The organism is Sinorhizobium sojae CCBAU 05684, from assembly GCF_002288525.1.
Classification (GTDB): Bacteria; Pseudomonadota; Alphaproteobacteria; order Rhizobiales; family Rhizobiaceae; genus Sinorhizobium; species Sinorhizobium sojae.
The window spans coordinates 114,223-137,885 of the sequence record NZ_CP023069.1; the positions used below are offsets into that span (position 1 = coordinate 114,223).

General features: G+C 59.3%; 19 protein-coding genes and 6 pseudogenes. 14 read left to right on the plus strand and 11 right to left on the minus strand.

From position 1 onward, the window contains the following. Nucleotides 1–48: 48 nt before the first annotated feature. Together SJ05684_RS27725 and SJ05684_RS27730 are read right to left on the minus strand one after the other, a co-directional pair. Nucleotides 49–356 (minus strand): annotated as a pseudogene (locus SJ05684_RS27725) (ATP-binding protein); the annotation flags it as partial. A gap of 102 nt (nt 357–458) precedes the next feature. Continuing rightward, nucleotides 459–2,003 carry an ISL3 family transposase gene (locus SJ05684_RS27730; RefSeq protein ID WP_041409929.1) on the minus strand — a complete coding sequence of 515 codons (1,545 nt, stop codon included), beginning with the start codon at nt 2,001–2,003 and terminating at the stop codon, nt 459–461. Between the two features lie 89 nt (nt 2,004–2,092). Between SJ05684_RS27730 and SJ05684_RS27735 the strand changes: the two genes are divergently transcribed. After that, nucleotides 2,093–3,153, plus strand: a protein-coding gene (locus SJ05684_RS27735; RefSeq protein ID WP_085939171.1) for an IS630 family transposase whose coding sequence is annotated in 2 segments (ribosomal slippage) — nt 2,093–2,585 and nt 2,585–3,153 — 1,062 coding nt in all. Because the reading frame shifts where the segments join, the coding sequence is not laid out codon by codon here. Between the two features lie 286 nt (nt 3,154–3,439). Here SJ05684_RS27735 and SJ05684_RS27740 read toward each other — a convergent pair. Then, a pseudogene (locus SJ05684_RS27740) lies at nt 3,440–4,626 on the minus strand (IS3 family transposase). Nucleotides 4,627–5,047: 421 nt separating this feature from the next. On the opposite strand from SJ05684_RS27740, the pseudogene SJ05684_RS27750 reads away from it, so the two are divergent. The 5 genes and pseudogenes from SJ05684_RS27750 to SJ05684_RS27770 form a co-directional block, all read left to right on the plus strand. Then, nucleotides 5,048–5,742: pseudogene (locus SJ05684_RS27750) on the plus strand (IS6 family transposase); the annotation flags it as partial. A 1-nt stretch (nt 5,743) separates the two neighbouring features. Next, nucleotides 5,744–6,094: a hypothetical protein gene (locus tag SJ05684_RS27755; RefSeq protein WP_100209425.1), complete on the plus strand. Its 351-nt coding sequence runs from the start codon at nt 5,744–5,746 to the stop codon at nt 6,092–6,094. Between the two features lie 79 nt (nt 6,095–6,173). Further along, nucleotides 6,174–7,031, plus strand: a complete 858-nt coding sequence (locus tag SJ05684_RS27760; protein ID WP_014857794.1) for a hypothetical protein — start codon at nt 6,174–6,176, stop codon at nt 7,029–7,031. A gap of 93 nt (nt 7,032–7,124) precedes the next feature. Continuing rightward, on the plus strand, nt 7,125–7,403 hold the full coding sequence (locus SJ05684_RS27765; RefSeq protein WP_015633362.1) for a type II toxin-antitoxin system TacA family antitoxin: 279 nt from the start codon (nt 7,125–7,127) through the stop codon (nt 7,401–7,403). Next, nucleotides 7,400–7,927, plus strand: a complete 528-nt coding sequence (locus SJ05684_RS27770; RefSeq protein ID WP_014857792.1) for a hypothetical protein — start codon at nt 7,400–7,402, stop codon at nt 7,925–7,927. The genes SJ05684_RS27765 and SJ05684_RS27770 overlap by 4 nt, the downstream gene beginning before the upstream one ends. A 123-nt stretch (nt 7,928–8,050) precedes the next feature. Here SJ05684_RS27770 and SJ05684_RS27775 read toward each other — a convergent pair whose 3' ends face one another. After that, a complete protein-coding gene (locus SJ05684_RS27775; protein ID WP_244426750.1) occupies nt 8,051–10,228 on the minus strand; it encodes an ABC-three component system middle component 2 in 2,178 nt (725 codons plus the stop codon). Beyond that, nucleotides 10,216–11,247, minus strand: a complete 1,032-nt coding sequence (locus SJ05684_RS27785; RefSeq protein ID WP_014857789.1) for an ABC-three component system protein — start codon at nt 11,245–11,247, stop codon at nt 10,216–10,218. The genes SJ05684_RS27775 and SJ05684_RS27785 overlap by 13 nt, the downstream gene beginning before the upstream one ends. A gap of 78 nt (nt 11,248–11,325) precedes the next feature. On the opposite strand from SJ05684_RS27785, the gene SJ05684_RS27790 reads away from it, so the two are divergent. Continuing rightward, a complete protein-coding gene (locus tag SJ05684_RS27790; RefSeq protein ID WP_037446536.1) occupies nt 11,326–12,405 on the plus strand; it encodes an IS630 family transposase in 1,080 nt (359 codons plus the stop codon). A gap of 373 nt (nt 12,406–12,778) precedes the next feature. Here SJ05684_RS27790 and SJ05684_RS27795 read toward each other — a convergent pair. The 5 genes and pseudogenes from SJ05684_RS27795 to SJ05684_RS31215 form a co-directional block, all read right to left on the minus strand. Beyond that, a protein-coding gene (locus SJ05684_RS27795) for an IS630 family transposase (RefSeq protein ID WP_085939171.1) occupies nt 12,779–13,839 on the minus strand; the annotation gives its coding sequence in 2 pieces (ribosomal slippage) (nt 12,779–13,347 and nt 13,347–13,839; 1,062 coding nt in all). Between the two features lie 194 nt (nt 13,840–14,033). Next, nucleotides 14,034–14,951: a TniQ family protein gene (locus SJ05684_RS27800; RefSeq protein WP_309568606.1), complete on the minus strand. Its 918-nt coding sequence runs from the start codon at nt 14,949–14,951 to the stop codon at nt 14,034–14,036. Further along, nucleotides 14,896–15,777 carry a TniB family NTP-binding protein gene (locus tag SJ05684_RS27805; protein ID WP_014857716.1) on the minus strand — a complete coding sequence of 294 codons (882 nt, stop codon included), beginning with the start codon at nt 15,775–15,777 and terminating at the stop codon, nt 14,896–14,898. The genes SJ05684_RS27800 and SJ05684_RS27805 overlap by 56 nt, the downstream gene beginning before the upstream one ends. A 6-nt stretch (nt 15,778–15,783) precedes the next feature. Beyond that, complete coding sequence (locus SJ05684_RS30770; protein WP_488803563.1) at nt 15,784–16,491, minus strand: Mu transposase C-terminal domain-containing protein; 708 nt, start codon at nt 16,489–16,491, stop codon at nt 15,784–15,786. A gap of 33 nt (nt 16,492–16,524) precedes the next feature. Beyond that, a pseudogene (locus SJ05684_RS31215) lies at nt 16,525–17,399 on the minus strand (TnsB C-terminal domain-containing protein); the annotation flags it as partial. A 145-nt stretch (nt 17,400–17,544) separates the two neighbouring features. Here SJ05684_RS31215 and SJ05684_RS27815 point away from each other — a divergent pair. The 4 genes and pseudogenes from SJ05684_RS27815 to SJ05684_RS27830 form a co-directional block, all read left to right on the plus strand. After that, the gene (locus tag SJ05684_RS27815; RefSeq protein WP_015633573.1) at nt 17,545–17,691 is read left to right on the plus strand and encodes a family 16 glycosylhydrolase; all 147 of its coding nucleotides are present in this window, start codon (nt 17,545–17,547) and stop codon (nt 17,689–17,691) included. Between the two features lie 133 nt (nt 17,692–17,824). Beyond that, nucleotides 17,825–18,583 (plus strand): annotated as a pseudogene (locus SJ05684_RS27820) (IS256 family transposase); the annotation flags it as partial. Nucleotides 18,584–18,638: 55 nt separating this feature from the next. Next, on the plus strand, nt 18,639–20,036 hold the full coding sequence (locus SJ05684_RS27825) for an IS1182 family transposase (protein ID WP_014328799.1): 1,398 nt from the start codon (nt 18,639–18,641) through the stop codon (nt 20,034–20,036). A gap of 31 nt (nt 20,037–20,067) precedes the next feature. Beyond that, nucleotides 20,068–20,553, plus strand: a pseudogene (locus tag SJ05684_RS27830) (IS256 family transposase); the annotation flags it as partial. Nucleotides 20,554–20,830: 277 nt separating this feature from the next. Here the strand turns inward: SJ05684_RS27830 and SJ05684_RS27835 are convergent. Further along, nucleotides 20,831–21,982, minus strand: coding sequence for an IS110 family RNA-guided transposase (locus SJ05684_RS27835; protein WP_014857807.1), 1,152 nt, complete (start codon nt 21,980–21,982; stop codon nt 20,831–20,833). 399 nt (nt 21,983–22,381) lie between these two features. Here SJ05684_RS27835 and SJ05684_RS27845 point away from each other — a divergent pair, with 399 nt between their 5' ends. The 3 genes from SJ05684_RS27845 to tnpB all read left to right on the plus strand — a co-directional run bounded on the left by SJ05684_RS27845 (nt 22,382) and on the right by tnpB (nt 23,625). Next, entirely contained in the window at nt 22,382–22,825 is a 444-nt protein-coding gene (locus tag SJ05684_RS27845; RefSeq protein WP_015633501.1) for a hypothetical protein, read from the plus strand. A 63-nt stretch (nt 22,826–22,888) separates the two neighbouring features. Then, nucleotides 22,889–23,281 (plus strand): IS66-like element accessory protein TnpA, encoded by a 393-nt coding sequence (gene tnpA / locus SJ05684_RS27850; RefSeq protein ID WP_014330939.1) that lies wholly within the window; start codon nt 22,889–22,891, stop codon nt 23,279–23,281. After that, the gene (tnpB, locus tag SJ05684_RS27855) at nt 23,278–23,625 is read left to right on the plus strand and encodes an IS66 family insertion sequence element accessory protein TnpB (RefSeq protein WP_014330938.1); all 348 of its coding nucleotides are present in this window, start codon (nt 23,278–23,280) and stop codon (nt 23,623–23,625) included. Before tnpA ends, tnpB begins: the two co-directional genes overlap by 4 nt. The last annotated feature ends 38 nt before the right edge of the window (nt 23,626–23,663 follow it).

Below are 23,663 nucleotides of genomic sequence, written 5' to 3' on the forward strand. Positions count from 1 at the left end.
GGCCTGCTCGAAAGCGGGGAACCAGTGGTGTGCCCAGCCGACGGTGAAGGTGGAGCAGTGTCCGTCACGGCCTTCGACGATCTCGAGGAGATTATTTTCGCGCTTGATCAAAAGAGAGGTTCGAGGCGCCAATCGTTCAGGATCAACAGCTGAAAATGGTGCGCGGCAGGCGCGCATATCGCCCTCCACGAGCAAGCGTCAGTTGGGCAAACGGCCTTGCGCCGCACTGGTAAAGGACGGCGCAACCATCGCGTCAGGCTTTGTGCCCGAGCGCAAGCCAACCAGCTCTCTCCGACGCCGGACGGTCCTCGCATGGCCAGATCGTCGTGCGCATCGATCCAGTCGCCGCCAATCAAGCCTCATGAACAACGCGATCCCGGCTGTGTTCGCTTCGGCAGTGGCCTGATGTCAATCGGCGTGCAAAATTGGCTCTGACGCAGTTTTGGTGGTGACGGATTTTATCCCGCGCCAATGACGCGGGCTTGGAGGAGGTCAATCTTTCCGCGACCATACATCTGACGCTTCACGAGCTTGAGCTTGGTGATTTGCCCCTCCGTCTGGCCGTTCGACCACGGCGAAGTTAGCGCGGCGCTGACGGCTGCACGGTCTTTGACGATGCCGTTGGCGAAGGAGGCTACTAAACCCGTTCGGGTTTTCTCCAACCATGGATCGAGATCAGCGAGGGATTTCTTGCGGATCATCGCCTGGAAGGCGGCGATGGCTTCCCGCGCCTCGACGAGCAACGGTACACCGCTCTCTATCGCCGCGACCGTCACGGTCTCAGATTTGGAGAGGTCGTCGCGACCGATGGTCATAAGACGCGCAATGGTCCTGGCCGAGGGCGCTCGGCTCAAGGCACCGTCATCGACCTTTTCTGCTTTTCGACGGCGTGTGGCCCACTCGGTGACAACTCGAAGGCAGCCACGGAACCCTTGGCTCTTGAGTTGCCGCCATAGCTCCGTTCCATTCCGGTGTCCGGCCGACCACTGAGCGTCAAGCCATGGCAGATAGAGTTCGAGCGAGTTCTCGCGGACGCGGAAGACATCCGAACGTTGACCACGCAGCACGCGTCGGACCAGGCCGCGACTGTATCCGGTCCGGCGCATAATCTCCTTGATTGCGGCTCCCGACTTGGCCAGGTCGAGAATGGCGGCGTTGGTGTCTTCGCGGCGAAGATATCCCTCGTACTGGATGCGCTCGGCGGCAGTCAGCAGCTCGGGATTGATCGTGGCGGCTCCGATCGCGGTTCGGATCTGGCGCATGGATTTGCGCACCGCATCGACGAATGCCCGGCTGGCATTCTCCATCAAGTGCCAGCGGTCAGCGACCTGGGTCGCCTGTGGCAATGCCTTGGCTGCAGCCGTCGCGTAACCACCGCCGCGGTCGCGGGCGACGATGCTGATCTGAGGTTGGTCCGAGAGCCAAGCCTGGGCCGTCGACGGCTCCCGATCTGGCAGGAGAGCAATGGTTTTGCGCCGTTCCAGATCGCAAATGATGGTCCCATAGCGTTGGTTACGTCGCCACGCCCAATCATCGATCCCGATCACGATCGGCGGGACAAAGCGCGGACTGCCGCGCCGCCGCACGACGCGCAGCAGCGTATCATTGCTTACCGGCAACATCAGCCGCTTGGCAAAGGCGGCCGCTGGCCTGCCACCCAGTGCAAGCCCGAGATGATGGACGATGTGGTCGAGCCTCGCAGTTCGCCGCGCTGAAGGCGCGAGAACGTCCCCGTCGAAGCGCTCGGCGAAGATTCGCCGGCCGCACAACACTGCGTCGCAGTGGAACCGTCGCGCTTCAATGACAAGCCGAACGGGCTTTCCCACCAAGGGCAGGTCAGCCAAGCGTCGTTGATATCGACTGTGGATTCGCTCCGACCTTGTTCCGCAGATCGGGCAAAGGCTTGTTCTACTCGCCGGCCGAACCGCGATCAACATAACCTCGTCATCAACGGCTGTATTGTCGACTACAAAGCCGCGAGGAACGAGCGTCGACGGTCGCAGCGAATAATACCAACGAGCGCCGTTTCCGACTCTCAGGGATTCCCACGGGGCTTCGAATCTGAATCCATGCAGCAAACGGGAGGTTTGCGATGGGTTCAGCAATTTTGTTGCGTGATGATTTCGATGGGCGTGCTCTTCGACAGCTCGCACGGCAAACGAAGGATGCCAACCAGGCGCGGCGGTTGCTGGCGCTCGCCGAGATTTATGACGGCGGCTCGCGCTCGGATGCGGCACGGATCGGCAGCGTGACGCTGCAGATCGTCCGTGACTGGGTGCTGCGGTTCAATGCGCGCGGCCCCGACGGGCTGGTGAACGGCAAAGCACCCGGCGGCCGAGCGAAGCTGAACGTCGCTCAGCGCCATGCGCTGGCGAAGATCGTCGAAAGCGGCCCGATCCCTGCGATCCACGGTGTCGTCCGCTGGCGGCGCAAGGACCTGGTGCAGTGGATATTCCAGGAATTCCGCATCGCGATGGACGAGACGACTGTCGGCCGTGAGTTGAAGGCGCTCGGCTTCGCCAAGCTGTCGGCCCGCCCGCGCCACTACGCCCAGAACGAGCTGGAGGCAGAAGCTTTTAAAAAGACTTCCCCGCCGCTCTGGCGGAAATCCGAGGCCGGCTCCCGCGCGGCACCGACCTCGAGCTCTGGTGGGCCGACGAAGCGCGCATAGGCCAGAAGAACAAGATCACGCGGCGGTGGGCGCGTCGCGGAACCAGACCCTCCGCACCCTTGGATCAGCGCACCATGTGGGCCTACATCTTCGGGGCCGTCTGCCCGCGGAAGGGAAAGGGTGCGGGCCTTGTCCTGCCCTATTGTGATACCGAAGCCATGCAGCAGCATCTCGCCGAGATCAGCCAGGCCGTCGATGAGGGAGCGCATGCCGTGCTCATCCTCGATCAGGCCGGATGGCACGTCACGCCGAAGCTCAAAGTGCCGGACAACATCACCCTGATGTTCCTGCCGCCTCGTTCGCCGGAACTGAACCCCGTGGAAAACGTCTGGCAGTTCCTGCGCGACAACTGGCTCTCGAACCGCATCTTCAAAGACTACGACGACATCGTCGCCCATTGCTGCGCCGCGTGGAACAAGCTCGTCGACCAGCCGTGGAAGATCATGTCCATCGGACTCCGCGAATGGGCGCATCGGTCATGATCACCGCTCGTTGGTATAACCCATGGTGCTGATTCCTTATGTGAAACCAACATCAGCCAGCACTTGATTTCATCAAAAGTGAGTCAGAGCCAAATTTGCACGCCGAAACACACCGATCCGACACTCTCGGCAGCCATCGTGCAGCAGCGGCCACCACATCGTTAGATAGCATTATTCGATGAGCCAATAGCTTGGCTCAACTCCTAACTTCGTTTGACAGAAGTGTTAAACCTGCACTTCACCGCTTAGCCCTGGGATGGAGTTGCCCCCAAAAGACCGGACATGCTCAGGTTTGAGATTGCGAGCTGATGAACTCGCGCGGCGATTGATATCCTAAAGCACTGTGCGGGTGAAGATTGTTGTAATGCTCGAACCAGAACGGCAGTTGAGCGATTTCGGTTTCAGCATCCGGGGTGGGATTGACCGAGACGTAATCGCGCTTGAAGGTTTTGACGAACGCCTCGGCGGGCTGCGCACCGGCGTCGTGCACGGCTCCATGCCGATGTCGCGCAGCAAGGATTCGGTGTCCTTGGCGATGAAGCAGGAGCCGTGGTCGGTAAGCCATTCGATGGGTTCGGACAGCATGTTGATGCGGCCGAAGCGGTTCTCGACAGCGGTGATCACGAGGTCGTGCACGTCTTCGCTCTTGATGCCCTCCGTGGTGGCGACATGGGCGATTGCCTCGCGGTCGCAGCAGTCGAGGGCGAAGGCGACACGGACCTTCTCCTTGTTGTCGCAGCCGATCTCGAAGCCATCGGAGCACCATCTGATGTTCGAACGTTCGACGGCGACCTGGCCGTCGTGAAGGCGATCATCGACCGCTCCGGTATGACGCACCAGCAGCAGATTGTGTAGCTTCATCACCCGGTAGACGCGCTTGGCATTGGGCCACGAACGCCCCAGTTTCCGAGCATTCCGACGCAGGATGGCATGGACACGCCGATAGCCGTAGGTGGGCGTATCGGCGATGACGGCCTTGATGTCCTCCACCAGCTCGCGATCAGGGTAGCGGCGGGCGTCCTCTGGCTCTGGAAGGGGAGCCTGCGGCACGCGCGGCGATATTCGAGCGGGCGACCCCTAAAGTTTCGCAGACGGTCTTCATTCCAAAATCCCCCTGGGAAGAGAGAGCGAGCGCAACAGATGTTTTTTTGGGCCACCGGCGATTTCGAGGGCTTCCTTCAGGATTTCGCTCTCCATCGTCTTCTTGCCCAACAGGCGTTGCAACTCCTTCACCTGGGCCTGAAGCGCCCGATATTCGGAAGCCGGAACGACCTCCTCTTCGGCGGCCGTCGCCGTCAGTGCCCCTTGGGACGCCAGCTTGCGCCAGGCAAACAACCGGTTCGGCTGGATGCCGTGTCGACGCGCGACGATACTCACCGTGGCGTCCGCCTCATAGGTCTCGTGGATGATCGCCAGCTTCTCTGCTGTGCTCCAGCGCCGCCGACGTTCCGGCCCGGAGAGGACGACTTCCATCTTAGCGAGTTGATCGGGGCAAAATCGCCGTCCCAAGTTTTCGACCTACAGTGTTCCTTCCTGCGCAAGCGTATAGACATGGGTGTCGAGCAGGTCAAAGAATCCCAGGCGCTCAGCACCAAGGCTTTGATTGATATGTCGAAGCCAATCAAGGAATTCTTTGAAAAGGTTATAGCAGACCTCAAGACGGCCTGATCGTCAGCGATCCCCGCCGTGGCAGGCCGTGACCCGCCACGGCTTTGCGCTGAGTAGCCTGGAGTACCATTCGATAATTTCCGTCGATTTGTCGGATTGATGACATCGGCTTGCGTTATAGGTGTGGGAAATCCCGGACGCTATCTACGGCTTCTTTCGCCCTCCTGCAGGAAGGGGGGCACCGTAAAGTTAACCGACGGCTGAGGAAGATGTGCGTACATGGGCCATGTCAGAAGTTGCTCGTGATCCGCTTTATCGTCGCCACCGCTATCCCGCTGAGATCATTGCGCACGCGGTATGGCTCTACTTTCGCTTTCCGCTCAGCCTGCGCATGGTTGAGGACATGCTGGCGTCCCGCGGCATCATCGTCACGCATCAGACCATTCGAAGCTGGGCGGAGAAATTCGGACGGCATTTCGCCCGGGAGATCAAGCGACGGTCAGCCGGCTGCCTGGGCGACAAATGGCATCTCGACGAATGTGTGGTGGCCATCAATGGCAAGAAGCAGTGGCTCTGGCGTGCCGTCGATCAGGACGGCTTCGTCCTCGAAGTGCTGGTGCAAAGCCGCCGAAATGCCAAGGCGGCAAAGCGCCTGATGCGCAAGTTGCTGAAGGCTCAAGGGCGGACACCACGGGTCATGATCACCGACAAGCTCCGGTCCTATGATGCCGCCAGGCGCGACCTCATGCCCGGTGTCGAACACCGGTCGCACAAAGGCCTAAATAATCGAGCGGAAAATTCGCACCAGCCGACCCGACGACGCGAAAGGACCATGAAACGCTTCAAGTCGGCACGCCAGCTTCAGCGGTTCGTTTCCATGATCCGATTGCCAACCTGTTCCACTTTCCCCGCAATACGCTGTCATCGGCTCAACATCAAGACCTGCGTAACGCCGCCATGCAAATCTGGAGCAAAATCGCGTGTGTCGCCGCAGCCTGACAGCCGTCCCCGCCAGCTATCGCTGCATCAATCCGCTGATAACTTTACAGTGCCCTATCTGCTGTTCGTGTCCCGGCGCGATATCAACCGTAACGTCATCGATCTCAGCTACGACAAGATCAGCGACTACTCCGGCATCAGCCGCAAGAAGATCCCCGACGCGCTGACATTCCTGTCTGTGAACGGGCTTATCCGCAGCGAACGTCAGCGCAGCGACATCAATGACTTTGCCGTTTCGAACTCTTACCGCCTATCCTTTCTCGAATCCTATCGACATGGTGGCACAACGGGACGCGCTGAAATCGATGCGGTTCGCGCGCAGAACGAATTCTAGTTCTCACCAGTCAAAGCCGATCTCAGGGGTTTGCCCAAGTCTGGGACAGCGGCTCGAAGCAGAATGGAAACTGGTCGACATGGAAGACAAAGTAGCCAGACCAATCGCGCAACCCATTGTCGGTAAGAGAGCGTCATATCCGTTCCAGGTCTCCATCGCATGCTGGATTGATCTGCTGGGTTATGGCGGCATGATTGCAGCCGCGGATTTCAATCCGCTTCACATCAAATCAAGGGAAGCGTTAAGGCGGCTCCGCGATTTTCATAAAGTCGTTGCAAGCCACAGTGCGCGCCATTTTCCGACGCTGGTCATGAACGACGGAGCAGTCGCCTATCGCGATCTTTCGCTGAGATCGCCGTCGGTAACGTTCGATTTCCTGATACGCTCGTGGGAACTGTTCAGCGAAATCAAATCCCTCGAAGCCGCCGCCGGACATCCCGGCGCGCGCATGGTTTTGGCCTGCGGATTTCGCATGCGCGGCCGGCGGGCCGGCATGGATGCCTCGGCTGGCCAGTTGCGATCCATACTCGCCCGATTGCAGGAGGGTCGGATCAACACTGAACAGGCCGTTCGTGAAGCGGCATCAGTGCGCCCCACCTTTGACATCATCCCGCAACTCCAGGCGAACTTTGCCTTTACCAAGGCCTATGTCGCCGAGTCGTCAGGAAAGGCGGGCGGGATCGGCGGTGCAAATTTCTACGTCGATCTGGCGATTTTCGATCAACCAGGGCTGGGCTGGATTACGCTTGGCGAACCAATCAATTGGTCGCATCCAAGGCTCGGCCTGTCGGCAGACTTTGCGCCCGTACTGGGCGTCAATTGGCGAGATCGGGCGCCCGTTGCCCCTGAGGGCGTTCGCGATGGTCTGCAGATCGCTGAACAGCTGACCGGTGATCCCAACGTTCTTCACGCCCTGAGGCAAGCCAAGAAGATATAGAAGTGCGCCTGGGTGGCCTGTACGCCTTGAAGGCGCACACCATTGACGACAAGAGGAGTTACGCCTATATTCTGTTGGAAGATGGAGGCTGACATGCCGAGCATAGCGAACGAGAACAGCGAACGTATGAGTTTGAGGGTGCCTGCCACGGCCAAGGCTAAACTCGTACGCGCTGCGGCACTTCGTAATACCGATCTGACGGATTTCGTGACGCAATCCGCGCTGCGAGAAGCAGAGGCTGTGATCGAGGAAGCCGAGACGATCAAAGTGTCGAAGCGCGATCATCTTCGCATTCTTGAGCTTCTGGAAAATCCGCCTAAACCTAACGCCAAGCTGCGCGCGGCGATTGCCGGTTTGCCTGGCAGCCTATGACTTTACCTGCATGGCATGAGGAACCGATCGCTAAGTCTCACGGTCGGGCAGTTTTCGATTGCGGCGACGGTCAGATGAACGAGTTTTTGCTCCGCTTTGCTCGACAGAGCCATGAGCAGAATGCCTCGAAAACCTTCTGTGCTATCGACGACGCAGTGCCCGGCCGTATTCTTGGGTTCTATACGATCGCGCCCTCGGCAGTCGAGCATGCGACTGTGCCAGATGCAATGACACGCGGTCTTTCCCGCCATGACGTGCCAGGCTTCAAGCTCGCGCGATTGGCTACCGACCGCGCGGTTGCCGGGCAGGGACTGGGAGGCCGGCTCCTAGCCGCCGCCGCGCTCCGCTGCCTGCGACTTGCAGGAGAGGGCGGGGGACTTTTACTGATCATCGATGCCAAAGGCGAGCGAGCCGCCAACTGGTACGCTTCCTATGGTGCCGAACCGCTAAAGGACAAGCCGCTAACTCTCGTAATGCCGCTCATCACCTTCGCGGCCGACTTGCGTGCTAGAGGTCTCCTTTGATCCCGTATGGCGCGGGAATACGATTGATTCGCCAAAGCGAACTATCGCATCGTGATGATCATCTTGAGGATAAGCTATATCACCAATGACCATATGGCGAGCCGGGCGCCTGCGGCGGCCCGGCTAGAGAGGAAAAAGGCCGAAGCGGCCTTCATCAGCCATTCCGGAGAAATGAACGACCCGATTGCCGAGTTCGACATCGGACGGCGGATCCATGTTCTCAACGATGATGGCTTGTCGGTCGCTCTCGAGGCCGAGAAGGTACCTGTAAAAGTTCCCATTTAGATTGGTGTCGCTGAGATCGTCCTCTGCACTATCGGGTTCGCGGTAAGAAAGCAGAGGAGAGTCAAGCACAACGATCCCGGGGTGAGGCAGATCATTGTCGGCGCAATATTGCATAAGAGAAATCGTAAACGCCGACTGCGTAATGGCCCTGAGCCCTTTTCCGTAGGACGTTCTCGCTTTCCCGGACACCACAAGATCTTTGGCGGTTGTGTCGAAGTGCACCTGCTCGACTGCCGGGAAACCCCATTGCCGGAGCACGCTCTCAACACGTTCAGCGAACGGGGCGACCACGGTATTTGTCAGGCGATTGTTGGATGTGGCATCGCCTGCCCCCCTTTCGTTCTGCCGTTCCAGGTTGGCCTTGCGACTGGTGAGATCATTCAGATTGCTGAAGAGACCGAGCGCTTCGCGTACATTCGCGCCCTTGTCCGCGAGCTCCTTGTATGTTGCGCGTTGTCTTCTAAGGTCAGGTGATACAACGGTCTCGATCTCAATCGAGAGTTCGCTCAGTGAATTCCTCATATTGGGAAGCGATTTCCGAATTGATTGCGCCTCCGCGTTCAACGCGGCGATTGTAGTCGTCAGCTCGGATTGCCGAGACTCGATTTTTTGCATCTCCGCCTCGGCCGCTGCGACGGTCACCGCTACATCGCCGTGGCAGACCGCGGTGGGATCGTGATGGTCGGGCGAAGCACCGCATGTCGGGCAGACCTCCTGTTGGAGAACCGAAAAAAAGCTACCCGCCTCGCGGATACCTAAGAGGCGCTCATAGTCCGAAACGTAGTGGTCCCGTAGAAGATTGAAGCGGTCAAGCAGAGTGGCAATTTCCGTGTATCGATCGTTGGTAATCTCGAGCTTTTGGATGATGGCCCGCCTTCTGGAGGAGATCGCCTTGAATTTTTCCTCGGTGAAGGCGAGCTGTTCGGCGCGATTGTCCATCGCTCTCGTAAGCCGCTCCTCCTGACCAGACAGTTCGTCGCGTGAGCCGGATATTGTCGTGATACGTTTCTGAGCGTCCGCGATAAGCTGATCGAGAAGATCGATTTGGGCCAGTCGCTTCTGGTCTTCGGCGGACGTGCTTTTGCGTGACAGGAGCGCTGTTTCATCGACGCCGGTCAACAACATCGTGAAGACGGACGTATTTGCCGTATTCGCCGTATAGTTCCCATCGGACAAGGGCGAACGCTTCTGGATGATCTCCTCCTCGTTGACGATCGCCAGCCGCGCAATGTTTCGGAAGCTCAGCGCCTGAGTTTCATCCGTTGCGTTCTTTTTGATCCGCTTGCCTGCAAGGCCGATCTTGGAGAGAAGAAACGACGAGAGGTTCGTTTCATCGCGCTCGTTGTGAATTTCGCCAAGGGGACTCCCCTCAGCATCCGGGATCGACGTGTGCAGACCCTCGAATGCCTGGAACCGTCCACCGGCCATGCTTCGAAGCAATGTCGTTTCCGATCCGTCGTCGAAAGCAATCGCAAGCAGTACGCGATCATAGCCGTTCGCCTGCGGGATATCGGGAAGAGGGCCCTTGCCACCGAGCATAAAATCGATCGCTTCGACAATATAGGACTTCCCGGTGTCGGAAGCCCCATAGACGACGTTGAGGCCGGAATCGTTGTAGTCCTGGAAGTAACCAGCGAGCCATTCGGCGCGCTCGTACAATTGGCGGAGATATGGCGTCTGAAGCGCGGTGACAAAAAACTCCGCATTGTCTCCGGCCTGAAACAGGATCCCACTTTCATCGACAACCTGCTCGACTAGCCCTCGGGACATCATCAGGGCTACGGCAGATTGAACGGACTTTCTTCGGACCTGCGTGACAGGTGACATGATCGGTGTCGGGGGATGCAGGTCGGCGGGTCCATCGAGGACACTGGTTCGCACGACAAGATAATCCATCGCGGTCAGCCGGTTCAGATCTACCGCCCGGGGGAAATGCGCGTGCAGAACGAAGACGGCCCTCACACCCGTTTCGAGCGAACCGTTGAAAGCCGAGGCCGTAGGCATTAGCGGCGCCATGTCAGCTTCCCATCGTTCGCAAGCTGATGACAGATTCCCCGACGGTCGGTGGGAGAAGCGCTTCTGTTCAAAGGATGAGCGTCAAGAACCAAGGACTGCGCTTTCTCGGTTACGGCGACGACGCGCGCATATCCGTCCGAGTGTTCGCCGTCGTGAGTGTCCAGGACCCCGTCCAGTATCTCGGTCTGCAACCCCTCGAAAGTACCAGGCTCCACTTTCTCGCGCACGAAGACCCGCAGGGACTCCGCATGATAAAAGGCCTCGCGAGAGCGATGAAAATGGGATTTCAAATTCCCCCACTTGTCGAGATGCGAGACCGAGGCAATCGTCTCGCCTTTGTGCTCTGCATAGGCATCGAGCAGCTTGCTTGTATAGGTCGCCTCCGTCTCTCCGATCTCGACAGGGACAGCGTCGGGCCGCGGACGGGAGGGCAATCCGCCACCGAAGCGGCCGATGTGATAGCGCGTTCTGGAATGGGCTTCGATGATCGTTCGAGGTTGCTCGGCCGAAAAGATCCGAAAATCGAAATCCCCGACATAGTCGAGAAACTTTCCCTCTAGGGTGACCGGCCCGGTCGAGGTGATTTTTCCGGAGATGGCTTTGTCCCATTCCGCAAGAACCTTCGCTTTCAGCTTGTTCGCATTGGAGAGCAACAGCGACAACGATGTCGAAGCGCCTTTCGGCGCGATGAACCGGCATGCTCTCGGAGCTTTGTATTCTCCTGAGAAAGAGTACCAGAGCATCTTCCCGATCTCAGGCGCGACCACGCCGAAACTCAAGGGTGAAGTATAGTGCTTGCACTGGTGATTGTCCCAGATGCCGAGCAGCTGGTCGGCGTCACAGAAGCCAGCAATATCGATGCCTTTGTCTCCTGCACCGGTCGGCCGCATAACGTTGACATATGTGGTTTTGAGCGAATGGACCCATTCGTCAATGAACGTTTCCCATTCGCTGGCTTCATAAATCTGGATGATCTTGAGAGGGTCAATCTTTGGCCCGTTCTCGAAATCGCTTGCCAAGAGGATTCTAGTGGTATCCGCCTAACATAAGAGTCCGTATGGGATTCCCTTTGGCGAGTGCGTATGCGAGTGTGGCGCATGCGCACAGGAATAGCCTTCACCGTTTCGCCGACCGATCGCCAACGCCTGAGAGCCCTCATCAGTGATCGCAATGCGCCGCAGAAGCACGTCTGGCGCGCCGAGATCATCCTGCTGAGTGCCGATGGCGTCGGCACCGTCGAGATCATGCGACAGACCGGCAAGTCGAAGACCTGCGTGTGGCGCTGGCAGGAGCGCTTCGCCACGGAAGGCTTCGAGGGTCTCTTGCGCGACAAGACGCGCCCCTCGCGCATTGCGCCGCTCGGGCCGGAGATCGGCGAGCAGGTGGTGGCGCTTTCGCTTGCCGACCCGCCGGGCGAGACGACGCACTGGACTGCCGACATGATGGCGGCCGAGGTGGGCGTCAGCGCCAGCGCGGTGCGCCGCATCTGGAAGGCGCACGGTCTCCAGCCCCACCGCTGGCGGGCCTTCAAGCTCTCCAACGACCCGCAGTTCGTCGCCAAGCTCAAAGACGTTGTCGGCCTCTACGTCGACCCGCCGGCCCATGCCATCGTGCTGTCGGTCGACGAGAAGAGCCAGATCCAGGCGCTCGACCGCACCCAGCCCGGCCTGCCCCTGAAGAAGGGCCGGCTCGGCACCATGACCCACGACTACAAGCGGCATGGCACGACCACGTTGTTTGCCGCCCTCAACGTGCTCGACGGCACCGTCATCGGCAGGAACATGCAGCGTCACAGGCATCAGGAGTTCATCCGTTTTCTCAACGCCATCAACGCCCAAGTGCCGGCCGACAAGGCGATCCACGTCATCCTCGACAACTATGCCGCCCACAAGCATCCCAAGGTGCGCGCCTGGCTCGACCGCCATCAGCGCTTTACCTTCCACTTCACGCCGACGTCCTGCTCGTGGCTCAACGCCGTCGAGGGCTTCTTCGCCAAACTGTCGAAGCGTCGCCTCAAGCGCGGCGTCTTTCATTCGGTCGTTGACCTCCAGGCCGCCATCAACCGCTTCCTTACAGAGCACAACCAACAACCCAAGCCCTTCACCTGGACCGCCGATCCCGACAAAATCATCGCTGCCGTCAAACGGGGGCACCAAGTGTTAGATTCCATCCACTAGCTGACGGCAGGTCTTTCACCGCATTCTGTAACGACATCAGAGTTGCCTGCATTGCAGCCTTGTTCTCGAAGCAAGATGGTAGTGTGGGTAAGGTGTAAGTTTTACCAATAGCAAGGGCATATGCAATCGAAAGTATATCGTACGGCGGGAGATTATCGCTACTCTCAACCAATTTCCGCCGCCCGAAGGCAGCCGGGCGTGGCCGCGAGATGGCGGATGACCGCAGACGAGGACTGGAGTCTGCAAGCCGCTGGAAAACAGCAAATATCGCCTTTTCGCGGTCAAGATAATTGAGGGGCGGTAGGTTCGTATCTTTTCAAGAGCACTTGCGTTCGAGCGTCAAGAATTACCGACTGATACCAACGAGCGGTGATCATGACCGATGCGCCCATTCGCGGAGTCCGATGGACATGATCTTCCACGGCTGGTCGACGAGCTTGTTCCACGCGGCGCAGCAATGGGCGACGATGTCGTCGTAGTCTTTGAAGATGCGGTTCGAGAGCCAGTTGTCGCGCAGGAACTGCCAGACGTTTTCCACGGGGTTCAGTTCCGGCGAACGAGGCGGCAGGAACATCAGGGTGATGTTGTCCGGCACTTTGAGCTTCGGCGTGACGTGCCATCCGGCCTGATCGAGGATGAGCACGGCATGCGCTCCCTCATCGACGGCCTGGCTGATCTCGGCGAGATGCTGCTGCATGGCTTCGGTATCACAATAGGGCAGGACAAGGCCCGCACCCTTTCCCTTCCGCGGGCAGACGGCCCCGAAGATGTAGGCCCACATGGTGCGCTGATCCAAGGGTGCGGAGGGTCTGGTTCCGCGACGCGCCCACCGCCGCGTGATCTTGTTCTTCTGGCCTATGCGCGCTTCGTCGGCCCACCAGAGCTCGAGGTCGGTGCCGCGCGGGAGCCGGCCTCGGATTTCCGCCAGAGCGGCGGGGAAGTCTTTTTAAAAGCTTCTGCCTCCAGCTCGTTCTGGGCGTAGTGGCGCGGGCGGGCCGACAGCTTGGCGAAGCCGAGCGCCTTCAACTCACGGCCGACAGTCGTCTCGTCCATCGCGATGCGGAATTCCTGGAATATCCACTGCACCAGGTCCTTGCGCCGCCAGCGGACGACACCGTGGATCGCAGGGATCGGGCCGCTTTCGACGATCTTCGCCAGCGCATGGCGCTGAGCGACGTTCAGCTTCGCTCGGCCGCCGGGTGCTTTGCCGTTCACCAGCCCGTCGGGGCCGCGCGCATTGAACCGCAGCACCCAGTCACGGACGATCTGCAGCGTCACGCTGCCGATCCGTGCCGCATCCGAGCGCGAGCCGCCGTCATAAATCTCGGCGAGCGCCAGCAACCGCCGCGCCTGGTTGGCATCCTTCGTTTGCCGTGCGAGCTGTCGAAGAGCACGCCCATCGAAATCATCACGCAACAAAATTGCTGAACCCATCGCAAACCTCCCGTTTGCTGCATGGATTCAGATTCGAAGCCCCGTGGGAATCCCTGAGAGTCGGAAACGGCGCTCGTTGGTATGAGATATCCCGATTGAGCTGCTGTGTACCTGTCGTTTGGCACTTAAACGTAAGAATGCGGCCGCTTCTTTCTTGGTTGGCACTTAATTTGAGATTTTATGCGCCGATAATCTCAAATTAAGTGCAACTGCGAAGACGTCCGCGACTGACGTGCGCAGTCCAAGATCTCGTCTATAGCGCTGCCGAAGCGAGCTTTGTTCTCGCCCATCATATGGCTACGCAGCATGTGAAGCATCTCCGGCCCGGCGCGCTGGACGATGGCCACACCAGCTAAAAGAGCTGGCCTCAAGTGCAGCGGCAAGAGCGTACTTGCTCGCGACGGAAGTTTGCTTGTTTCCATCCTGAGAACGTCATCGAGATCAGGAATGATCACGCCGAGCACTCTATAGCCGGACCGTTCGTAATAAGCGGGGAAAGCCTTCGGAACGCGTCGCATCAGCAGGAGGCCGGCAATCTCGCTTGGTGCCATCCAGTTTTGCATACCGCGCTCGGCCTCGTCGTCGAGAAGCTGTTCTCCTATAAGGGCACTATTGTGATAGCGACTGAAGGGAGAGGGGCGGGCACCCCCGTCAGTGTTCTGAATGACGTTACCACAAAGCGGACAGGTGATGCGCCAGCCGAGAAACTGGCTACGAAGAACGGGCTGCAACTCGTTAGTGATCGGACTACAGCTGCAACATAATTGCCGGGGCTCGCTGGCAATCAGGCGCCGCGACGACCGCGCGATGTTCGAGAACGTCATGCGCAGGACCCTAGCGGGATCAGCAGAGAACATACGGGCGATGCGGGCAACCTGACTTTCGGTCATGTCTAGATCCGACGTGCGCAAAGATTGTACCTCGGGAAGGCAATGCTGAAGCATAGCCAAGGGAGGGACCTCATAGAACGCGGCATGCCGGATGATCCACGACGACAGAAGTTCATCGGGGTAGGGAGCCAGCCTTACCGGCAATTGCCGTGCGGATATTCCCATCTCATGCGAACGCTGCTTCGGCGTCAAATTCCGGCTCCCATTTCTCAATGGCTTCATCGGTAATCCGCTCTCTTCCGCTTTCGATTGCCTCGATAGCCAGTGAGTTGATTATGTGGAAGATGTTGGCAGTGATGCCCTCGGTGATCTGCAGTATCCGCCGCAATGATTTTGCGGTTAACACCGATGGGTGACGCAGTGGCGTGTTGCGCAGGATCAAGGCGACCAAGATTTCGAACGGCTCATTTGCAACCCAGCGGCTCAGCGTGAACTGTTCGAAGCGGCGCGCCAATTGTACATCGCCACCAATGGCCTCACGGGCGTCATTGACCCCGAAGCAGACGAGCGAGATCTGAAGGCGGTTGCTCAGAAAGCGCAATGTGTTGAGGACGATGCGTTGCTCGCGATATGTTCCAGCGAGAATGTTGTGCACCTCGTCGATTACCAGCACCTGCACGCCGATTGCTTCCATGATGCGTAACGCAGCTTGCTCCATTTGTGCGATATCGGCACGGGGCCGCTGTGGTGCTCCGAGGAGGGTCAGAAGTTCGGCATAAAACCGTCTCTCGCCAGGCCGGCTGGTCATCTCCATTGCGAGAACCGGCGTTTTCAGCCTGCCGGTGAGCGAATTGAAGCTTGGCGGATGCTGGTCACGGAAACGCTTCATGATCATTGTTTTGCCCATTCCACTGTCACCGTATATGGCGATGGAAGGCATTCGCGTCCCGCGTGGATGATCGACCAGGAGGTTGAGGCGATCGAGTACCTGCTTGGCACGCGGATAAACGAGCCAGCGACGTGATCTTATCTCGCGGATGCACTGTTTGTCTGCTTCACCGAGCAGTGCCGCGGCATTCGCAGTCAGGTGAGAGATTTCTGTGTTCATGCAAGCTCATTCTGTGTCCTCGAAAGCAACAGGTTTGCTGGAGTCGATCCCCCGAAGCGAGCCCCAACTGCCGTCATCCACTTTCGTTTTCGCGCTGGCAAGGCGGCCACGTCGCGCAGTCGCTGTTGCCTTGATCGCTGCATCCACCAGTTTGCGCTGCTCAATAGCTGTACCAACGATCGTGCGAATGTTCACCTCTCGTCGCCCTTTCGCCAGAAGCGCACGGCGCGCTGCCAAGGCTTCGTGCAGTGTTATCGAAGGCAAGGTAAGATCCGCGTAGCGGGCCTCCACGAAATTGCCCGATGGTCGCCGCACGAAGACACGAGACATGTCCCGAGGATCGTATTTGACGAGCAGCCGGCGATTTGCACTCCCGACATCGGCACTTAGGGCTGCCGACCAATAGCGCAGTCCAAAGAGATGGATCCCGGTTGGTTGCAGCGTGCGCTCCTGCTCGGGCAGGAATGTCAGCCAAAAACGCATGCGATCCTTGGGCAATCGGAGTGGAATTTCACCCTCGTGCTCGCGCCAGACCGCGATTGGCGGGCGGCCCAAAGTGCCGTGGATCGACTGATGGTAGTTACCGACAATGTCGAGGGCGATGTATCGCTCAAGTTCGCGCAATATCAGCGCCGAATGCCGCTTTGAATCGTATTCGCCAAGCTCCTGGGCATTGCTGAAGGTCGTGCCGGGTAGTAAGTGGAGTTTTCCCATCTGGGTGCCGATCAACCGTTCGATATGGCCACCAAAGCGCGGTTCGCCGGGTGGGCGCCAGTTGATCGCTATGCCGGCATCCTCACACCCCCTCTGGAAAGCACGACTCCTAAAGTCGCTGCCGTTATCGACATGCAATGTCTCAGGCAGACCGGCAACCGGCCACGGTTCGATGATCTCGCGCTCTCGCGTAACCAAGGCGATTTGTCAAAGACGGAGTGTAGCAAGCATAAACTGGTCGAGAGCCGGGAAGGGGCTTCCATCGTGAGGTAGAACCCGGTCACCATCCGGCTGCAAACGTACATCGCAAGAGTTAGCCACGGTCTCCCGATAGGCAGGCGAGTTTCCTCGTCGACGACAAAGATATCTGCTTTGGTATGATCGACTTGGACAATCTGGAGTGGACGTGAGGCAGCGAGCGCTCCTGGAACAGCTGTTGTCCGCTTCACGACTTCGGCTTCGCCCCGTCGTTTGGCGCGCTTCTGAAGGTCGATGTCCTCGAGACGTGCTTCGATCGTCCGGCGATGTGGCGGCTTGAGCCCGGCTGAGACGCAGTTCGTCTGTATATCCCGAACTAATTGAGAAACGCCCGGGCGGTTCTTATTCAGGTAGCATCGTTTGATGCTGATGCGGATGATTTCCTCTCGCCTGTTGTCGAGCATCCTGCGGCCGTCAGGCCGGCCGGGTTTGCGCTCCACCAGCGACATCACCGTTCCTCCAGCTCGAAATAGCTTGATGAGGCGGAATGCAGTTGCCCGACTGACGTCTAGTTCGGCAGCTAGCAGCGCCATATCCCCCGCTATTACCTTGCCAGACTGACGTATCAGAAATCCTCGGATGGCCTCGGCTCGTCGACACGCCTCATCCCAAAGCACTTCGTCAACCTCGTTGGGAAATGGATCATTCATTGCAGAAACACCGTCGACTTCGCCGACGACTGAATCTCACAATAAGTGCCAAAATCCAAGGGAAAATCTCAAATTAAGTGCTAAGTCTCAAATTAAGTGCCACGCTATCTTGTTGAAACCGTTGTGGGCAGAATCTTACGATTAAATGCAAAACGACAACGGCTACCGATGTTCTCCGAGCTATATCGAATTGGGATTCGATGCGTCGAAGGGTGAGCATCGGTATGCCATCGAATGGACTCCGAGCGAGATCCGATGGCTGGTGAAGGTCGCGTCCCCACCAGTGGTGTAGCTGGGCTGTAGCGAAGCCGCTCGCGAGCGCGCCCTCGATTGCGCCGTAGCGAGCGAGCGGCGTAGCGGTGGTCATCGAAGTTCCCCGGTAGGGTCGGGTTTGCTGACACCAACCTGATTCGAAGGAACCATCGATGACCGACGACATGATGAGCCTGCGCGCGCTCGTGGAGAAGACCCCGGATTGCGATCTCCTGCGCGAGATGATCGGCTTCGCCGCCGAGCGCCTGATGGAGCTTGAGGTGGGGGCCGCCACCGGCGCCGCCTTTGGCGAGAAGACCCCGCTGCGGCTGGCCCAGCGCAACGGCTACCGCGAGCGCGACTGGGAGACGCGGGCCGGCACGGTCGAGCTGCGCATTCCGAAGCTCCGGAAAGGCTCCTACTTCCCCTCGTTCCTGGAGCCGCGGCGCATGGCCGAGAAGGCGCTGACGGCGGTCATCCAGGAAGCCTATGTGCAGGGCATCTCGACCCGCTCGGTCGACGACCTGGTTAAGGCCATGGGCATGAGCGGTATTTCGAAGAGCCAGGTCAGCCGGCTGTGCGAGGAGATCGACGGCAAGGTCAAAGCGTTCCTCGAAAGACCGATCGAAGGCGACTGGCCGTATCTGTGGATCGATGCCACTTACCTGAAGGTCCGCCGTGGCGGCCGCATCGTTTCCGTTGCCGTCATCATCGCCGTTGGCGTCAACACCGATGGCCGGCGCGAGGTGCTGGGCATGGAGATCGGCACATCCGAAGCCGAGCCGATCTGGACGGAGTTCCTGCGCAGGCTTACGCGCCGAGGTTTGCGCGGCGTGAAGCTCGTCGTCTCCGACGCCCATGAGGGACTCAAGGCGGCCGTTACCAGGGTTCTCAGCGCCACCTGGCAACGATGCCGGGTGGGGCTGTTGAAGAAGTGCTATGTATCTGATTCAATTGAGCAGTCGTTGATTCTCTGGAGCCTCCACGATGCTCGGCCGTAAGGAACGCGATCAGCTTGAACTGTACATGTGCGGCTCGCTTCGGGATCTGGTCCCTGACGATCACGTATTGGTAAAGGTCGATCGAGTTCTCGACCTCTCCTGGCTACACGAGGAGGTGGCTGAGCTTTATGCGGCGGGCTTCGGCCGACCCGGCATCGACCCGGAAGTAGCAGTCCGGCTGATGCTTGCAGGCTTTCTTCTCGGAATTGTCCATGACCGTCGGCTGATGCGCGAGGCTCAGGTAAACATCGCTATTCGCTGGTTTATCGGCTTCGGTCTGCACGAAGCTCTCCCGGACCATTCGTCGTTGACCCGTATCCGTCAGCGCTGGGGTGCAGAACGTTTCCGAACTATCTTTGAGCGGACGGTAAAGGTCTGCGTAGCGGCCAAAGTCGCCAAGGGTGAGGTCGTTCATGTCGACGCCTCACTCATTCGGGCCGACGTCAGTTGGGAAAGTCTTGCGGTCCGCCATATAGATGCGGTCACCGACGCCAACGAAGCCGCTGAGAGCGAACGAAAAAGCCGCAAAACAGGCAAATACAAGAAAGTCTGCGTCACCGACCCTGACGCGTCCATGGCGACCAACGGGCGTAATCGGAGACTGGAGCCGGCCTACAAGCAACATGCCGTGGTGGATGATGCTTGCGGCGTAATTTTAGATGTGGAGGTCACCACAGGCGAGATTAATGAGGGGCAAGTCATACTCAGTCGTCTCGACGCGGTCGCCGCGATGACCGGCACGATAATCAAAACGGCAACGGCCGACGCCGGCTATGCGTATGCTAAGGTGTTCGCAGGAATGGAGCAACGCGCGATCGAAGCGGTTATTCCGGCAAAGGCAGAGCCAATCCGTAGCCCTGTGCCTATGCGCCGCTTTCGTTATGACGCCAAGCACGACACCCTTAAATGTCCGCGTGGCAAGATGCTGAAGGCGGGCCGTGCCGTTAAACATGGGCGCTTCTTTACATCTCGCGCGGCCGACTGTCGGCACTGCGATCTGGCGCGACTTTGCCTTTCCAATGGCCGTGTGAACAAGGCGGTAGTGCTCGGCGATGACTATCCGGCACTCCTGCGAGCTCGTCGCCGAAGAGAACGATGGTCGGACGAGGACCGAGCTTTGTACCAGCGTCACCGCTGGCGCTCAGAGGGATATCACGGCGAAGCGAAGACTTGGCACGGGCTATCGAGAGCGATCCGGCGCGGCCTCATAAATATGAAAATCCAAGCCTATCTGACGGCTGCGGCAGTCAACTTGAAACGACTGGCGAGTGCTTTTCTGTCAATTTTGCTGTTCGTGTACAGCCAAGAAGCTACCAGTTCAGCCCGACATCCCTTCAGGCAAAGGAAAGTTTTTGGAATTGGCTTGTCGGTGGCTTCCGCATAGCTCCGCCGACGATTGGTTCTTCAACAGCCCCCGGGTTCATTTCATGCGCAATGTGCTGGCGCATGCCGGCAAGAGCGGCCGCCGTGTCGTCTCCGCCTTCATCGCCACCGCCTTCGCCCAGGAGACGCCGCAAGCCGCGAGCACACAATGGCGCGCCGTCGCCGATCAGATCCGGCCGAAGGTGCCCAAGCTCGCCGCCATCATGGATGACGCCGAGCCCGACGTGCTGGCCTACATGACCTTCCCCAGAGAGCATCGCGCCAAGCTGCACTCGACAAATCCGATCGAGCGGCTCAACGGTGAGATCAAGCGGCGGACCGAGGTCGTCGGCATCTTCCCCAACGATGACGCCATTGTCCGCCTCGTCGGCGCGCTCCTGCTCGAGCAAAACGACGAATGGGCCGTCCAGCGCGCCAGATACATGACGCTTGTATGGGGACCTCGAAGTCAAGACGCCTGCATCGTTACCTCCATTCCTTTGTTCGGCCGGGGCGGGCATTCCTTCGTTCCGGCCTGACTTCTCACCAGCGCCGCGCGCAGGGGCGGTCAAGGAGGCCCGCAGGGCACTGCACAGCAGCGCGAAGCGTCCTTGACGGTCCTGAGCACGGCGCTTCAATCTCGGGTCGAACGGGCCGAGGTGGTCAAAGGCGGAGCCGGTTTGCGAGGCGCACAAGGTGCGCTGCGACCTTGTATTCGGTGGGCCGTAGGGAAGCCCGAACCATGATGCAGTCATCCGCATCGACAACCAGGCTCCGGGCGGCGGTCCCCATCTGGAAAGCGGTATTGGAACCATGTCATGTAACGGGCGCCCGCCACCTCGGGCTCGCTAACAGGCAGACGGAACTCTTCGCCTGTCCTCTCGCGACTATGCGGCAGCTGCCGTGGCATGCGGTCGAACGCGCACTCCCTCGCTCTCGGTACCACGCAACCAGGGCGCTTTCCTTCTGGAAGACAAGGAACCGCCAAGCCAGTTGGACCATGCCTCTGCGGACCCGGGCATTCCCGGCGCGCGATAATCCGCGCTCACGTCGGCGAGCACCGCTATCATCGGGCGACCCAGTGAGCCCAGCGTAGCGGGCGACAGCGCGACGGTCGCGCAGATCGCGAAGCAGGATCTCGTGTGCCAGCATGTCGGCCGTTTCCACGCCGAGGCCGACGACGCGCGAAAGCATATGAACCATAGCGGCGGCGCGGCTGCGTTCCGGATTGAGCTTCGCAAGCCGCTGTAGCCGCTCACGCTCAATCTCGGCGATCTGATCTTCAACGAGCCGCAGCCGCGCGATGTCGCGGCGCATCTCCGCCAGGGTATTGCCAGGGATCTTTGTTCCCTCCGCAGTCCGTAGCGTGTCGAGACGACCCGCCGTCTTGCGCAGGGCCGGGTTGACGTCACGAATGCCGAGGCGGGCAAGCGCTGCCTTCATCCGGTTCACCAGGCGAGTGCGCTCGGCGACGAGGTTCTCGCGTTCCCTTGTCGGGCGCTTGGCATCCTCCTCGCTGATCTCCGGGACGGCGGCCATCGTGCAGTGCCCTACTTCGCCCCGAAGCCAGCCGAGAAGAACACGCATGAGAAGGGCGGTGTCGAGTCGGTCGGTCTTGGCGCGCCGGCGATCGCGGGACACGGTGACACTGGTTGCGTGGATCACGTGGGCCTCGATCCCGTGGGCTCGCAGCCATCGGGCCAGCCAAAAGCCGTCACGTCCCGCTTCGTAGGCAACCACCACGCGCGCGATCGTCCGACCAGCGGCAAGAGCTTCTTGGCGCCAGCCTTCCAGCAGGCGCATCAGAACATTCTCGTCTGGTTTGAGCTTCTTCAGAGGACGGCGATTAACACCCGGGAGGAGTCCGGCGATGAGCCATGTGGAACGGCTCATCTCTACGACAACGACAAGCGTCTCATCCGGAGCGAAGGCGGCCGTCGAGCGGCCAATGTCGCGCTGCTGCAGCATGGGGCATCTCCATGAACTAATCAAAGGCACCAGCGTACAATGACGCGGTGCTCCCCCATAGCATCTGGAAACCATCAGCCAGATGAGCGATGATCCGCTCATCAGCCTGCCCGCCGTGGCGCGCTGATCATCCCGGCCTATGCCGGAGAGCACGGCGACCAATGCCGTCTGCTACACCACCTCACGGGACACGATCTGGTCCACCGGCGGGTTCTTTGGAACCCAACCCCGATCCCCCATTTGCCGATGAAACTGCATTTCAACGCTTGGCCTCTCGCTCCTCCGACCTTGCGGGCCGCCTTAAGACCCGCAGGCTTCCGGCCACGGCCCATTGGTACTCGATAAGAGCGAGAGGGTTCTCCTAGATTCAAACGAGGCAGCTATCAGCGGGTTTTCAATATGAAAATACTTTCTTACAACCCAGGCCATGATGGCGCATTTGCGTATGTCGAGGAAGGCCGCTTGGTATTCTCCATCGAGGCCGAGAAGAGTTCGAAGTACCGACATTCGTCGTTATCTGTCCTCGATGCATTCGACGCACTTGCCGAACTACATGCCGTTCCCGACGTTCTATGTGAAGGGGGTTGGTGGCCCGGCGACTCTCCGCGCGTAGGTGAAGCAGCGGCTGACTACCGCGGTAGCGATCAGGTGATCGTCAGCAAGAAGCGCTTCTTGGGAAAGACCATCGATTTCTTCTCATCGTCCCATGAACGATCGCACCTTCTGTGCGCGTTTGGGATGTCTAACGTACCGAAGGGCACTCCGTGTTACGCGTTGCTTTGGGAAGGTATCATTGGGGCGTTTTATGAGATCGATGCGGAACTGAATGTATCCCCACGGTGACGGCCGTCTTGTGATGTGATGCCGAACATTGGAAGTCCTGGTGGTAGCACTGGGAGTAGTCCTATGACGAAGCAGCATATTGAGGTGATCACGTCGGTCGAGCGTCGCCGGCATTGGTCTCGCGAAGAGAAAGAACGGCTGGTAGCGGCGGCGTTAGAGCCTGGAACCGTTGTTTCGGATGTGGCGCGCTCGGCCGGGATTCATGTCAGTCAGCTATTCCGGTGGCGCAAAGAGCTCTGCCAAATGTCAGCGCCGTCCGTGCCTCCATTCATTCCGATTGAGGTCGTCGCGGCGTTGCCAGCGCCTGATCCTTTGGAGACGACACCGGCACCACGGGCGCGCAAGAAGCCAAGTATCGTGACGATCGAGCTTGGCCGCGGCCGGCGCATTCGAGTGGAGAGTGATGTTGACACCGAAGCTCTGGGCCGCATCCTCGATGTCGTGGAACGGCGATGATCCCGGTTCCGAGCGGCGTAAAGGTCTGGCTGGCGACGGGCTATACGGACATGCGGAGGGGATTTCCTGGCCTGTCGCTGATGGTGCAGGAGACACTGAAGCGTGATCCGCATAGCGGCCATTTGTTCTGCTTCCGCGGCAGGAAGGGCGGCCTAATCAAGGTGATCTGGCACGACGGCCAGGGTGCCTGCCTGTTCACGAAGAAGCTTGAGCGCGGCCGCTTTATCTGGCCGTCAGCGGCCGACGGCACGGTGGTGATCACGCCGGCGCAGCTCGGCTATCTGCTCGAAGGAATCGACTGGCGAATGCCGCAAAAAACCTGGCGTCCGAGCTCTGCTGGATAGTGGAAATGGCTGGAAAGGTCGGAGCGAATATGATTCCA

Coding starts and splice junctions, on each gene's coding strand:
- SJ05684_RS27825 (WP_014328799.1), top strand. CDS start 18,639: ATGCTCGGCCGTAAGGAACGCGATCAGCTTGAACTGTACATGTGCGGC.
- tnpA (WP_014330939.1), top strand. CDS start 22,889: ATGACGAAGCAGCATATTGAGGTGATCACGTCGGTCGAGCGTCGCCGG.
- SJ05684_RS27835 (WP_014857807.1), bottom strand. CDS start 21,982: ATGCTGCAGCAGCGCGACATTGGCCGCTCGACGGCCGCCTTCGCTCCG.
- SJ05684_RS27760 (WP_014857794.1), top strand. CDS start 6,174: ATGGAAGACAAAGTAGCCAGACCAATCGCGCAACCCATTGTCGGTAAG.
- tnpB (WP_014330938.1), top strand. CDS start 23,278: ATGATCCCGGTTCCGAGCGGCGTAAAGGTCTGGCTGGCGACGGGCTAT.
- SJ05684_RS30770 (WP_488803563.1), bottom strand. CDS start 16,491: ATGGGAAAACTCCACTTACTACCCGGCACGACCTTCAGCAATGCCCAG.
- SJ05684_RS27800 (WP_309568606.1), bottom strand. CDS start 14,951: ATGAAGCCATTGAGAAATGGGAGCCGGAATTTGACGCCGAAGCAGCGT.
- SJ05684_RS27770 (WP_014857792.1), top strand. CDS start 7,400: ATGACTTTACCTGCATGGCATGAGGAACCGATCGCTAAGTCTCACGGT.
- SJ05684_RS27790 (WP_037446536.1), top strand. CDS start 11,326: ATGCGCACAGGAATAGCCTTCACCGTTTCGCCGACCGATCGCCAACGC.
- SJ05684_RS27765 (WP_015633362.1), top strand. CDS start 7,125: ATGCCGAGCATAGCGAACGAGAACAGCGAACGTATGAGTTTGAGGGTG.
- SJ05684_RS27775 (WP_244426750.1), bottom strand. CDS start 10,228: ATGGCGCCGCTAATGCCTACGGCCTCGGCTTTCAACGGTTCGCTCGAA.
- SJ05684_RS27805 (WP_014857716.1), bottom strand. CDS start 15,777: ATGAACACAGAAATCTCTCACCTGACTGCGAATGCCGCGGCACTGCTC.
- SJ05684_RS27845 (WP_015633501.1), top strand. CDS start 22,382: ATGAAAATACTTTCTTACAACCCAGGCCATGATGGCGCATTTGCGTAT.
- SJ05684_RS27815 (WP_015633573.1), top strand. CDS start 17,545: ATGCAAAACGACAACGGCTACCGATGTTCTCCGAGCTATATCGAATTG.